This is a genomic window from Mangrovibacter phragmitis (genome assembly GCF_001655675.1).
Classification (GTDB): Bacteria; Pseudomonadota; Gammaproteobacteria; order Enterobacterales; family Enterobacteriaceae; genus Mangrovibacter; species Mangrovibacter phragmitis.
This window is the reverse complement of the sequence record NZ_LYRP01000033.1, coordinates 57480-70811: the sequence shown is the minus strand read 5'-3', so window position 1 is coordinate 70811 and position 13332 is coordinate 57480. Positions and strand designations below refer to the sequence as shown.

The following is a 13332-nucleotide window of genomic DNA, read 5'->3' as shown; positions in this document are numbered from 1 at the left end:
TGAGTCACCACAGCATACACCGCTTCCGCCTCACCCTGCTGGCTATGCTTGCTGTTTGTACCAGCGCCACAGCCGCCACACAAATCAACGCGTTATTTATGACCCAGGCAGCCTACAGCGAAAACGATATTCGTGCCATGACCAGTGATTTCCAAAAACAGCACCCGGATATTCACGTCAACCTGGAGTTTGTACCTTATGAGGCGCTGCATGACAAAATTGTCGCGGCCCGGGGCGCAGGCACCAATGGCTACGATGTTGTGCTGTTTGATGCTATCTGGCCGGCAGAATTTACCCGCTTTAACCTGCTGAAGGATGTCAGTGCACGTATTCCCGATACTGAACGTGAAAAGATTTTTCCGGGAGCCATGAACACCGTGGTTTATAAAGGGAAAACGTTGGGTATGCCGTGGATTCTGGATACCAAATATCTCTACTACAACAAAGCCATGCTCAGTAAGGCCGGGATAACCCAGCCGCCAGCCACCTGGCAGCAGGTAATGGACGATGCCAAAATCATTAAAGACAAGGGCATTGTGAAATATCCGCTGGTCTGGAGCTGGTCACAATCTGAAGCCCTGGTGTGTGATTACACCACGCTGGTATCGGGTTTTGGCGGCAGCTTCTATCACAACGGCAAACTGGATTTCAGTTCCCCGGCTTCGCTCGCTGCGCTGAAACTGATGAAAAGCTCGCTGGATGAAGGCCTGACTAACCCGGCTTCACGCGAATACCTTGAAGAAGATGTGCGTAAAGCCTTCTCTAATGGTGATGCCGCATTCGCCCTGAACTGGACCTACATGTACAACATGGCAAATGACCCGAAACAGAGCAAAGTGGCAGGTGATGTCGCAATTATGCCTGCCCCGGGTGATGCGCCTGGCAAAGCCGGTGCGGTAAATGGCTCGATGGGGTTAGGTATCACGCAGGGCAGCCAGCATCCGGAACAGGCATGGCAGTTTATCAGCTACATCACGTCACAACCGGTACAGGATAAATACGCCAAACTGAGCCTGCCCATCTGGAAAGCGTCTTATACCGACCCGACGGTCGCTCAGGGACAGGAAAGCCTGATTAAAGCCGCGGATACTTCGTTGAATGTCATGCTTTCCCGCCCGGAAACAGCAGACTATTCACGCCTGTCTAATACCCTGCAGCAACAACTCCAGGCGGTATTACAAGGCAAAGCCACACCACAAGACGCCATGAAAGCCGTAGATAAAAGCGCGGCACGACTGCGTTAAGGAAGCGTGATGCTGAATTTGCAACAACGCGAACACCGTCAGGCATGGGTGCTGTTAGCACCCATGGTTATCATGATGCTGTTGCTAACAGCCTGGCCGTTGCTGCGCACTCTGTGGTTAAGTTTTACCGATGCAGCGCTTATCAGCACCGGAACCGGCCCAAACTATGTTGGGCTGGATAACTACTTATACGCCCTGACTGACCCGGATTTCCGGGATGCATTTGGTCGCACACTCTACTTCACCATTGTTACTGTGGCTATCGAGGGTGTACTGGGCGTATTAGTGGCGCTGCTGCTTAACCAAAAATTCCTCGGGCGCAACATTCTGAGAGTGTTGGTGATCCTGCCCTGGGCGCTCCCCACCATTGTTAACGCCATGATGTGGCGGCTGAACTTTAACCCGGATTACGGCAGCATCAATGCCCTGCTCACTCAACTGGGTATTCTGGACAGCTACCGCTCCTGGCTGGGTTCAACCGACGCCGCACTGAATAGCGTGATGTTTGCCGATATCTGGAAAAACTATCCACTGGTGACCTTACTGGTGCTTGCAGCATTGCAATCCATACCGGAAGACTTGTATGAAGCGGCAAGGCTTGATGGTGCCAGTGCGTGGCGGCGTTTTCGCGCCATCACCTTTCCGGCCATTGTTGCCCCACTGGGCGTGGCTTTGGTTCTGCGCACCATTGATGCCTTCAAAGTTTTCGACATCATCTACGTTATGACGCGTGGCGGGCCTATGGACAGCACCAAAACCCTGAGCTTTTTCGTTTACCAGGAATCGTTCAGCTATATGCGGGCAGGCAGTGGTGCGGCTTATGCCATTCTGATGGCACTGATGTGCGGCGTGCTGATTGCTGTTTACCTGCTGATGCTATTACGCCAACGCCGCAGGAGTACCGCCCATGAAGCGTAAAATTCGCACCTTTCTGCGTTACCTGGCTGCCCTGATCGTGGCGTTGTCTATTCTGGGCCCGATGGCGTGGCTATTTTTAATGAGTGTCAGCTCTACCGCCGACCTCACCCGCATTCCCCTTGAATGGTTGCCACGCCAGTGGGATTTCAGCCGCTATGCAAGCCTGGTTTCACTGGCACCAGGTAAGCCAGGCGCACTTTTTCTGCACGCACTGTTAAACAGCATTCTGGTTGCCTGTGGGGCTACGCTGGTGTCGCTGGTGCTTGCAGTCCCGGCTGCGTTCAGTTTTTCCCGCTATCCAGGCCGTGAAGGGTGGTTGTATGCCGGCCTGGGCATTTACATGGTGCCGCCCGTGGCCTTTGTACTGCCGCTCTATTTTATTCTTGAACAACTCGGGCTGCTTAATACCCGCACTGGCCTGGTTCTGGTTTATTGCTCGCTTATCCTGCCTTTTCTCACCTGGATGCTCAAAAACCAGTTCGATACCCTGCCCCGCGATATTGAACAGGCCGCACGGCTTGATGGTTTGCGGTTTTGGCAGGTTCTGTTGCGCATCACGCTGCCACTGGCAAAACCGATGCTGGGAGCGTCTGCACTGTTTGGCTGGCTCCTGGCCTGGGATGAATTTTTCTACTCATTACTGTTTACCAGCAACCTTGCCGCACAAACGCTGCCCGTTACGATTGCCGGTTTTACTGCCGGGCGCGCAACCGATGACGGCCTGATAGCCGCAGTCGGCATTCTGGCATCCGTTCCGCCACTGTTTATTGCTATCTGGTTGCAAAAAACGCTGGTGGGTGGGCTTGCCAGCGGTGGAAGTAAAGGATAACTATGCACAATTTAACCACGCCTGTGTTGTATGTCGCGGGCAATATCAATGTCGATATTATTATGGGTACTCTGACACAGTGGCCCTCACCTGGCACAGAAGCCATGATGGAGCACAGTGCGCTGCGCCCTGGTGGCTCAGCCGGGAACTGCGCACTGGCTCTCTCGGCAATGGAAATTCCCCACCGGGCTATTTCCTGCCAGGGCAATGATGCTTTCACGCCGTGGCTCGCCGGATACTTCCCGGAAAGTGCTGCCGGTTGGCCGGGCTATGCCTGCGAAACCTCTTTCACTGTGGGCGTAACACACCCGGACAAAGAGCGGTCATTTCTCAGCAATTACGGCCATATCACTCGTCTCAGTGCCGACGACATTCTGCAACAACTGCCGGAACAAGCCATCCCGGGGGATATTGTCCTGCTGTGTGGCACTTTTTTATGCAGCACGCTGTTCAGCCAGTACACCACTTTGTTGCCTCAACTGCGCAAGCAGGGTTACCGCATCGCGGTGGATACCGGCTGGCCGCCCTCTGGCTGGACACCAGCATTGCGCGCTGATGTATATACCTGGTTACCCAACTGCGACTGGTTACTGCTCAACGAGGTGGAAACCCTGGGACTCTCAGGGATGGAAAACCTGGAAGACGCCGGAGCGGAACTTGCCCGGCAACTCAGTTCCAGGGGGGGATGTGTGGCGAAATGCGGCCCGAACGGGGCCCGGTTATGGACCACACAATATCATCAGCACGCTCCGGGCCAGCCGGTCAGGGTTGTTGACACCATTGGCGCCGGCGACAGTTTTAATGCCGGTTTTCTGGCCGCACTTTGCCAGGCGCAATCCCCCGAAGACGCGTTGTACTGGGGAAACGCCGTTGCCGCTCATGCCATCAGTAGCTCACCACGCAGTTACCCTGACTGGCAGGCGCTACAACACCATATAGAGGAGATGTCACATGGCCGGGGTTGAACTGGTAAAAGTTGCCAAGCGTTATGGGAAACAAACTGTTCTGCACCCACTGGATTTGACCATCCCGGATGGCAGCTTCACCGTACTGGTAGGCCCTTCCGGATGTGGTAAATCCACCCTGCTACGGTTACTGGCTGGTCTGGAAAGTGCCTCTGGCGGATCTATCTTAATGAATCAAAAACAGATAAACGATCTTGATCCGGCAGACCGGGATATCGCTATGGTATTCCAAAGCTACGCGCTCTATCCCCACCTGACCGTCGCTGAAAACCTCGCTTTTCACATGCAGGTCAAAAAAGTGGATAAAACCACGCAAAAGAGCAAAATCACCCAAATAGCCACCATGCTGGGGATTGATAAATTGCTCAGCCGCTACCCACGAGCTTTGTCCGGCGGGCAGCGCCAGCGTGTGGCAATGGGCCGGGCTATGGTGCGCAACCCTCAGGTGTTTTTGTTCGACGAGCCACTGTCCAACCTGGATGCTCAGCTACGTATGGAGCTACGCGCTGAAATAAAATCCCTGCATCAGCGTTTTAAAGCCACCATGATTTATGTCACCCATGACCAGGTTGAAGCCATGACACTGGCCGACCAAATTGTAGTGATGCGTGATGGCGTGATTGTTCAGCAAGGCAGCCCGTTAACTATCTACGACCAGCCACGCAATACTTTTGTGGCCCGCTTTATTGGTTCGCCGCCGATGAACCTGCTGGAAGGCACTATTCAGCTTCGCCAGAGCGAGCCGGGCGTACAGTGCGGCGAACTCTGGATACCGTTGCCACCTCACTGGCACGAAGCCGCGCGCTTACAGGCCGACAAACCGGTCATTGCCGGGTTACGCCCACAGGACATCGTTATCGCGCCACAAGGCACCAGCGCTCAGGTGAATATTATGGAGGTCACCGGGGAATCCACATTGCTGCATCTGGACTGGCAGGGGTTTGCCGTCCACGTTCAGGTTACGGGGCGGCCTGCTACCGGGCCTGGGCAAACGCTGGCGTTAGTGGCGAAAAGTGACAGGTTGCACCTGTTTGACAAAGCCAGCGGGGAACGGCTGGTTCAAGGAGAATAATGTGAGTAGTAACGGGGGCCTGAAGCCCCCGTTCAGATTGATGAAAAAGAAGGAAAAAGCGTGGTTTTTCCTTCTTTTTAGTTAGCAGGCGAAAATCAATGACTTGATTTTCCTGTTTTTTTATTGGGTGACATCCTCTCGTTCTGTGCGAACATGAGGTTTGTCAACCGACTCAACGGGGGCCTGAAGCCCCCGTTTAATATAGTCATGTAGCAATAAACTCAGAACGATTCCCAGTCACTCTCTTTGGAGCTACCGCCCGCCAGCGCCAGTTGACTTTTTCTCGCCGGAGCCAGTCCTTTACGCGCTGCTGATTGCCCCTGATTACCACTCGTATCACCCGGCAAGCGGAACACCGAAACAATTTCAGTCAACCGGTGAGCCTGCTCTTCCAGTGACGCCGACGTGCCGGAAGACTCTTCCACCAACGATGCGTTCTGTTGTGTTACGGTATCCATCTGAGAAATCGCACTTCCCACCTGGGAAATACCTTTGCTTTGCTCCACAGATGCCGATGCAATCTCCGCCATAATGCTGGTCACACTGGAAACAGATTTCAGGATGTTATCCATCGTGGTGTTTGCCAGGGAGACCTGCTCATAACCGGTGTTAACATTGCTGACTGATTCATCAATCAGAGTTTTGATCTCTTTTGCCGCACCCGCACTGCGCTGGGCCAGGTTACGCACTTCACTGGCTACCACCGCAAACCCACGCCCTTGTTCGCCAGCACGAGCCGCCTCAACCGCGGCGTTAAGCGCCAGAATGTTGGTCTGGAATGCAATGCTGTCGATAACATTGATGATGTCGGCGATTTTTTGTGAGCTGCTGGTGATATTTTTCATGCTACTGATAACACCCTGTACCACTTCACCACCTTCATTCGCCGCTTTGGATGCAGTTTGTGCCAGCGTACTGGCCTGGGCTGCGTTATCAGCGTTCTGTTTTACCACAGCACTCAACTGTTCCATGCTGGCCGCTGTTTCAGTCAGCGCTGCTGCCTGCTCTTCTGTACGCGATGACAAATCGACGTTACCTGCGGCAATTTCACTGGAGCCGTGGTAAATCTCGCTGGCACTACCACGAATTTGCGAAACGGTTTTCACCCAATTTTGCTGCATGGTCTCCAGAAAGGGAATTAACTGCCCCACTTCGTTATTGCCCAGTGGCTGCGTGGATTTATCCAGATGACCTTGTGATAACACCTGCAAATGTTGTTTTACCCACTCCAGCGGGCGGCCAAGGAACACAGATAAGTAACGCTCACTCAGCACCAGGATCACCAGACCAATAATCATCGTAATAATAATAGTGGTACGCGACACAGAAACCCAATTATGAATACGACCATTGGCTGCTGTTTTAAGATCATGAATCTCCTGGTTATAAGCGAGAATGGCGTCGGTGAAATTGGTCCGCAGCGGATTATATTTATCATTTGTCAGTTGAGTAAAGGCGTCCAGGTTATTTGCCTTCACCGTTTCGAACATTGGCTTAATTGCCTGAGTAAACAGTGTCAGAGAGCTGTTGTAAATATTATCAATAGCAGCACTACTGATGTTGGCATGGTCTGTCACTTTGAACTGATCAAGCCCCCCTTGCAGGAAATCAATATCCTTACCAATTCCATCCACTAACTGCTGATAACTGGCTGTATCCCCATTTTTTTGTGCGACCATCGCACGGTCCATAGCCAGCTTAACCTGGTAGTAACGCGAACTGGCACCATTAATAATGTCGCCATTCACCTGCTGGACATTGGTGAGCTCGACTTCTTCTTTCAGGCTGCCCAGTGCATGCAGAGAGAAAAAAGAGACCCCACTCCACAACAGAGTGAACAGGATAAGGATAGATAACATTATAACCTTTATTTTAAGGTTGCGAATAAAGTGCATATAACCCCCGGAGTATTTAAGTGATAACAAGCCAGGTGTTGAGATGAGAAACAGGAATACAGCATAATGCTGTTGCAGTATTTCCGTATCTGGAGCGCAACACCTGTAATTAATATCGGCACAATTACATTTTTAGTTAATATTTTTATCATTTATCTCACAAAAAAATTCACAGAAAAACAAATGTAACATTTTGTTTTTACTGCATTTTGAAAAATAAAGATGGAAAAACAAAAAAAACCGCAAAAAATTTCACCAACAAAATTTATTCAAAAAATAATTATTTTTTTAAAACTAAAACAATCCAACAAAAGTATGATTTATTCATTAATTAAGCAGAGATAACTGAGAATAAAACACATTTCATTCCTACTAATCTATCCTTGCGTTACCACAGAGAACAACCTGAATTAAAAAAACCATACTTTGCTCACAATTTCCCTTATATACCTCAGTTAATAACGAGTCAGGAAACAGCCCTCCCTTTTGTAACAAAGAACCCGATGAAGTCCCGTTAACGGGAAGCCATTGAAGCTCAGTCTGAGGATGATATGAACAAATTTGTCGCACTTTCTGCTTTACTGGCCTTTGCCGTTGCTCCCATTGTTCAGGCTGCGCTACAGCACGGGCAAAACAACCAGCAGAAGCAGAACAAAAAAGACCCTGGCCAGAACAGTAACGGTGATAACAAACGGCCAGTACAACCACGCTAAGTTGGCACTTATCCGTTGCTGAACGCACAGAAGGAAACCCTCAGGGTTTCCTTCTTGTTTAATGCATGACATTGTTTTTCGTGCGCCGGGACGGTAAAACCCGCCACTATTGCAACTGACGGCAGACCCCATTTACCCGCTAAAAACACCCGACACGTTGCGCTGCATGGAAGATTCGTCCGGTTATGCTTTGCGGGCTATCAGTACATAACTTAACAGCGCCAGCAGATAGCTCCCACCCAGAACCACGCCCATAGAAATAAAAGAGGTGCCGCCAATGCCAGTTAAAGGTGCGCTCACGCCCCCCATTATGAACATTAAGGTGCCTAAAAAAGCGGATGCAGTACCTGAATGTTGCCCTTGTGCCTGCATCGCCATGGCTCCGGCCAGGGTACAGACTGCGCTGTTAATGGATACGGCTACGAACAACACAGGAACAATAACCGACAGCGGTGCCCCCACCACACCACACAGCAAGAGTATTACTGCGGCAATGACCGACAGAACCAGAGCACCAACCAGAACAGGCTTTTCTCCCCAACGCCCCGAGAGTTTCACCGTGCCAAGGGAAAATACGATAAGCCCGACACCATTCAAAGCAAACAGGTAACTATACTGCTGTGGCGTCAGTTGCCAGTGAGACTGAAAAACATAAGATGAAGCACCAATGTACGCAAATAACCCGGCCAGCATAAACCCCTGCACCAGGCACAACCCCATGAATCGCCGTTCACGCATCACTGCAATAAATGATGCTGCCATATTACCTTGCTGTTTTTGCCGCCGTTGAGGCGGGTAACTCTCGGCTAATTGGGTGAACACAACAACCAGCATCGCAATCCCCACCAGGGCCAGAGTAATAAACAACCCCTGCCAGCCGGTCAGCGCCAGTTGCAGCCCACCTAATACCGGTGCGGCAATCGGAGCCACACCGTTAATCGCCATCAGTAAAGCAAAAAACTGCGTCAACTCTGGACCGGCGTAACAGTCACGCGCAATGGCCCGGGACAATACTGCTCCCCCCGCCCCGGCCAGCCCCTGGATAAAACGTGCCACTATTAAATCAGGCATGCGGGTTGCCATCGCACAGCCAATTGATGCCAGAATAAAAATAACCAGAGAAGCCAACAGAGGTACTTTGCGCCCCATTCGGTCACTTAACGGGCCGAAAACCAGTTGCCCCAACCCCAAACCAACCAGAGACGCGGTGAGAGTCAGTTGCGTCACCGAAGTGGCTACCTGTAAATGCGCAGTAATATCCGGCAACGCAGGTAGATAAAAATCGGTGCACAGTGGCCCCAACGCAGCCAGCATGCCAAGTATCAGAGCATACTGCGTACGTTGTTGTATTGACATGATTTATTCCTTTTTACTGGTGTCGTTGCGCTGAGTGTCTGGAAACAGAGTGTGCAATATGGCGAGGTAATTACTTTGCAAACATTGCGCATCAACTGGCCGGTGCAGGCGAACATGGCGGCGAACCAGAGTGCCTTCAGTGAGCACCGCCATTACTTCACTTAGCGCATTGATTTGCGTTGTATCCAGATGCGGATAGCGCGCTTTCAGCATGGCGCATCCTTGTTCAAATAAACGCAAGTCCGCCTCAACCACCAGTTGAGCAATGCGTGGGTTACGGGTTGCTTCAGCACTGATTTCCAGCAACAGTGCATCATCGTGGCTGTCAAATGCGGCAATACCAGCCAGGCCACGGGTAAACTCATCGGCCTTGCGCACTAAATCATGATTGACGGCCAGCATATGCTCCACCCGGGCACCAATAATCACCTTGATAATCGCTTCCACAATGGCGTCTTTATTCTGAAAACAGCGGTAGATTTGGCCCGGCCCGAGTTGCGCTTCCCGGGCGATATCCGCCATAGAAGTACCATGCAGCCCTTTATCCCGAAAGCATGTTCGGGCAGCCTGAATAATTGCGTCTCGCCTGGCATCCTGGCGGCTTATACGGTCCGTAGTCATAAATATTCCGTGATAGCAGGAATTGCGGGAATCACACCCCACAAATGAGAACATTCATTCTCATCCAGGCAGAGAAAAGATTCAACAAACCGTGGTAAGCAATTTGTGCCAATGGGGAGGAAACAAGGAGGAATGTGGGGAAATAGCAGGGAATGTGCCAGAAGACTGGCACATTGTTACTGTTATGCATGAGCTTCACGCTCAGCCTGAGCAAACACACCACGCGCGACAGCGACCGCTTTCAGCGCTGCCGGAAACCCTGCGTACAGCGCCATTTGCAACATCACTTCTGTAATCTCTTCGCGGCTGCAACCAACATTCAGTGCTCCCTGAATATGCACAGCCAGTTGAGGCTCGCAATGGCCCATCGCGGTCAACGCCGCAACCGTTGCGATTTCCCGTGATTTAAGATTGAGTTGCGGGCGGGAATAAATATCACCAAAACCAAACTCCACAATATAGCGGCCGAGATCAGGGCAGATATCCGCCAGCCCGTTAACCACTTTTTCGCCTGCTTCACCATCAATTTCAGCAAGCTTTGTTAACCCTTTTTCATAGCGTGACTGTTGCATGTGTTACCTCCGGTTAATCAGTACAGGTAACAGGCTAAAAGTTAGAGTTAACTCTAAGTCAAGAAAATATTACCGCAACAAAAAGGCCACTTATTCACGAAGATAATCACACCTGAGCATTCTGATGCGCCACCTGTTCCCGCAATGCCTCATCATAGAAAGCAATTTTATTGTCCAGCGCCTGCAGATGCGCCTGAGCCTGAGCGATGTGCGCCTGCAATACCGCCTGGTGTTCCGCCAGCATTTGCCGCCGTTGGGAAAGAGTGACAGCCCCCTTTTCCCGTAACGCCGCATAGGCACAGATTTGCGCCAGAGGCATGCCGGTTTCTTTCAGCCGGGTAATGAATTTGACCCATTCAATATCTTTTTCATTAAACTGCCGGTGGCCACTGGTATCGCGTGCAATACGAAGCAAACCCAGAGTCTCGTAATAACGCAATGTATACGGGCTTAACTGAGTACGTTCGGCAAAACGGGCAATTTTCATCAGTTCTCCAGAATTATAGTCGTGTGGTGGCGTTATTTTCAGTGAAGAGGAATAAGGCTTTTTTTATTTACCTTACCTCACTCAGAGTTTTCGGGGAAAAGGTGTGTCTCTCCCGGACAGCGTTCTCCATCGCCAGGCATAACGTGCCGCCAGCAGCACCATGAAACCAGCAAGAACAATCATGCCTGTACCTCCACACAGCCAGTATCAAAACCCAGTTGCCGGATAAGCCGTTTCTGCCACTCAGGGACACTTGCCTGGTGCTTTTTCACCTGCCGCCGGTACATCACATACAACGGGTAGCGGGAAACGACATCATCACGAAACTGCAGATAACGAGGCGACAGGCTCCACAACCAGGCGCGTTGTATCCAGAAATCCACCAACCATAAGTTTTTTGCCATTCCGCGCCCATGCAACGCACAGTATGCAAACAGATAGGCGATATAAGCCCGGTAATCACCACTGATATTCCCCGACAGCAAAATTGCCGGGCAGAGTTGCTCCAGTCCATGCTGAACTTTTTCAGAAAAGTCAGAGAGAACCAGTGTACAGGCAAGGTCATAGTGGGCAAGTGCGTGCCCGGCTTGCTGAGACTGGTATAACAACTGTTCCCTCGCCTCTGCGAGGCGTATTACTTCTCCTGGCGGAGATCCCCGCATGAGTTGCCTTTCAAGTAACCGGCTGTGTAAAAACCAGGCGTGAGCATCCCCCTGGTCACCTGCCTGGACAAAGACGCGTTGTGCCTGTAATTCATTCTCAGGCAGAGCCATGGCTGACAGAGTCCGTGGATTCGCACCCGACTGAACATCGGCCAAAAAAAGTGCTGCCTGGCGCCCTCCCTGCTGTGCCGCGCGCATAAGTATTTTCCCCAGCGCTTTGCCATACCCCAGCGCAGCAAGATTATTACAGGCCTGCCAAAACTCTGCCGCAGCCGCGTGCTGAATTCTGTCCTGCAGCGCCAGTAACTGGCTGGCAGATAGCGCCTGTTTCAGACCTGAAACACCATCTGGTGTCGCTGCCAGTAATGCCAGCAAGGCATCCAGTACAGAACTTCCCCGGGCGCGGGTCAGTGCGACCAGACTCGACAGCACCTGCTGCCTGTCTGCCTGTGGAGCATTTTCATTGCCCAACGCAAGTGCCAGAAGCGAGAAGACCTGACTGCTGTGTGTCAACCAAAAAGCCGGAGCGTCTATTACAACAAGTGCAGCAACGCACTGATAAATCTGCCCGGCAAACCAGGATGTTAACCGCCACTTTCGCCCGTACCTGTTAAGCAAAAAATGTTCGCAAAACCGGGCATAGGCCAAATAACCGCTGGCCTGAGCTTCCGGATGTAAAGAAAGAGACAGCAACTGGCGAAAGCGCGCATCCAGACGGCGAATACGGTACGTTTTCCCCGGCAGAGGCCACAACACCGGGTTATTTATCTTGTCATAAACTTCTATGCGCCGCAGTTGGTTACGATCCTGCAAACTCAGGCTCTGGCAATGTTCGCTACTGAGAAAGCGCTTCACTGCCTGGTAATGAGTGTCGCCATAATGTAATGGGGACAATAACCGCACCCACTGCTCACGGACCACAATATTTTCCGGGTCACACTCCAGTGTGCGGTTAAACCAATACAGGGCGGGGAAGCGGGTCTCTGAGTAAGTGGGCAACCGCAATGCCAGAGAGACGGACCCTTTATTGAGCGGTAACGCGCCAAACTGCCGGGCAAATGCCAGTGTGTCTTCATCAAACTGATGTGCCGGAAACGTCACTGGCCATAAGCCATTTCTCACCCCACCAGGCATACCCAGGTAACCCGTTGCATTCATCAACAGCATAAAGACTTCGGGGCAATAACCGCCTGAAGCTATCGCCTGTACTGCCCATGAAAAACCCGCGGTATTTGCAATCACCACACGAGGTACAGGTTGTTCACCAGGGGCAACAGATACACCGGTCCGAAGTGTTTCACTGGCAATAGCAAACCAACTTTCTGCCAGCAATAAGCAAGGCGTGGCATCTTCCGGACAGGCAAAGTGCCATGCCAGTAACTCGGCATGAACGTTGTCGCGAGCAAGCTGATATTGTGGAAACAAAAAAGCCAGCGAACTTATCAATCCCCGTCCACCCGCAGGCAAGTCCGTATATTGAGCCTGCCGAACAGAGTCAAAAATCCGGCTAAGTGCCCGGTAATTTTTTTCTTTTAGCAAACAATGCAGGTGGTGCTGCAATTCATACAATTCATCCAGAGATGAATACATCCACACGCCCCATTAATTCTCAAACAAGACAAGCCAGTCGCAAAGATCCCTGCAACCGGCAAAAATAAACATAAATTGGCTGGATCCTGGCGCAGGCATTGCTGTAAGTCAATTTACCAGGTTTAGTTGGTTTACCTGTAATTAATTGAAATTAAATACATTACCGAAAGATGAAATTAAGAATTATCCTACACCATGTTTATTTTCAGAAATCATTAAGTCAATCACCATCAAATGCACATTTTTTTAAAAAATAGTTTTAAATTACCTTTCAGGTCCAATAATGAATAATCAGGTGAACTATAATCATCCATACTAGTAAACTAAAAAATATTTACACTGTGGCAATCAGACATGCCGGGCAATAATTTTTCATACAACAACCTTGTACAGGCGAAACACAAAGCA

The 13332-nt window shown here is 50.9% G+C and carries 12 protein-coding genes; 6 read left to right on the top strand and 6 right to left on the bottom strand.

The window, feature by feature from the left end:
• Positions 1-44: 44 nt before the first annotated feature.
• Genes A9B99_RS15905 through A9B99_RS15885 form a run of 5 tightly spaced genes read left to right on the top strand, consistent with a single transcriptional unit; the run spans position 45 to position 5028 of the window.
• The gene (locus A9B99_RS15905) at positions 45-1244 is read left to right on the top strand and encodes an extracellular solute-binding protein (RefSeq protein ID WP_231889210.1); all 1200 of its coding nucleotides are present in this window, start codon (positions 45-47) and stop codon (positions 1242-1244) included.
• Positions 1245-1253: 9 nt separating this feature from the next.
• Positions 1254-2162 (top strand): carbohydrate ABC transporter permease, encoded by a 909-nt coding sequence (locus tag A9B99_RS15900; RefSeq protein WP_064599147.1) that lies wholly within the window; start codon positions 1254-1256, stop codon positions 2160-2162.
• Positions 2152-2991, top strand: coding sequence for a carbohydrate ABC transporter permease (locus tag A9B99_RS15895; RefSeq protein ID WP_064599144.1), 840 nt, complete (start codon positions 2152-2154; stop codon positions 2989-2991). Before A9B99_RS15900 ends, A9B99_RS15895 begins: the two co-directional genes overlap by 11 nt.
• Positions 2992-2993: 2 nt before the next feature.
• Positions 2994-3956: a carbohydrate kinase family protein gene (locus A9B99_RS15890; protein WP_064599142.1), complete on the top strand. Its 963-nt coding sequence runs from the start codon at positions 2994-2996 to the stop codon at positions 3954-3956.
• Positions 3943-5028, top strand: a complete 1086-nt coding sequence (locus A9B99_RS15885; protein ID WP_064599140.1) for an ABC transporter ATP-binding protein — start codon at positions 3943-3945, stop codon at positions 5026-5028. The genes A9B99_RS15890 and A9B99_RS15885 overlap by 14 nt, the downstream gene beginning before the upstream one ends.
• A gap of 221 nt (positions 5029-5249) precedes the next feature.
• Here A9B99_RS15885 and A9B99_RS15880 read toward each other — a convergent pair whose 3' ends face one another.
• A complete protein-coding gene (locus tag A9B99_RS15880; RefSeq protein ID WP_064599139.1) occupies positions 5250-6923 on the bottom strand; it encodes a methyl-accepting chemotaxis protein in 1674 nt (557 codons plus the stop codon).
• 551 nt (positions 6924-7474) lie between these two features.
• On the opposite strand from A9B99_RS15880, the gene A9B99_RS23920 reads away from it, so the two are divergent.
• Positions 7475-7636 (top strand): hypothetical protein, encoded by a 162-nt coding sequence (locus A9B99_RS23920; RefSeq protein ID WP_156519076.1) that lies wholly within the window; start codon positions 7475-7477, stop codon positions 7634-7636.
• A 183-nt stretch (positions 7637-7819) separates the two neighbouring features.
• On the opposite strand, the gene A9B99_RS15875 is transcribed toward A9B99_RS23920, so the two are convergent.
• From A9B99_RS15875 to A9B99_RS15855, 5 genes are all read right to left on the bottom strand, one after another.
• A complete protein-coding gene (locus A9B99_RS15875; RefSeq protein ID WP_064599137.1) occupies positions 7820-8992 on the bottom strand; it encodes a multidrug effflux MFS transporter in 1173 nt (390 codons plus the stop codon).
• 3 nt (positions 8993-8995) lie between these two features.
• Entirely contained in the window at positions 8996-9613 is a 618-nt protein-coding gene (locus tag A9B99_RS15870) for a TetR/AcrR family transcriptional regulator (RefSeq protein ID WP_064599135.1), read from the bottom strand.
• A 182-nt stretch (positions 9614-9795) separates the two neighbouring features.
• A complete protein-coding gene (locus A9B99_RS15865; RefSeq protein ID WP_064599133.1) occupies positions 9796-10185 on the bottom strand; it encodes a carboxymuconolactone decarboxylase family protein in 390 nt (129 codons plus the stop codon).
• A gap of 106 nt (positions 10186-10291) precedes the next feature.
• A complete protein-coding gene (locus A9B99_RS15860; RefSeq protein ID WP_064599131.1) occupies positions 10292-10672 on the bottom strand; it encodes a MerR family transcriptional regulator in 381 nt (126 codons plus the stop codon).
• 179 nt (positions 10673-10851) lie between these two features.
• Positions 10852-12924, bottom strand: coding sequence for a DUF4034 domain-containing protein (locus tag A9B99_RS15855; protein WP_064599129.1), 2073 nt, complete (start codon positions 12922-12924; stop codon positions 10852-10854).
• Positions 12925-13332 lie beyond the last annotated feature (408 nt).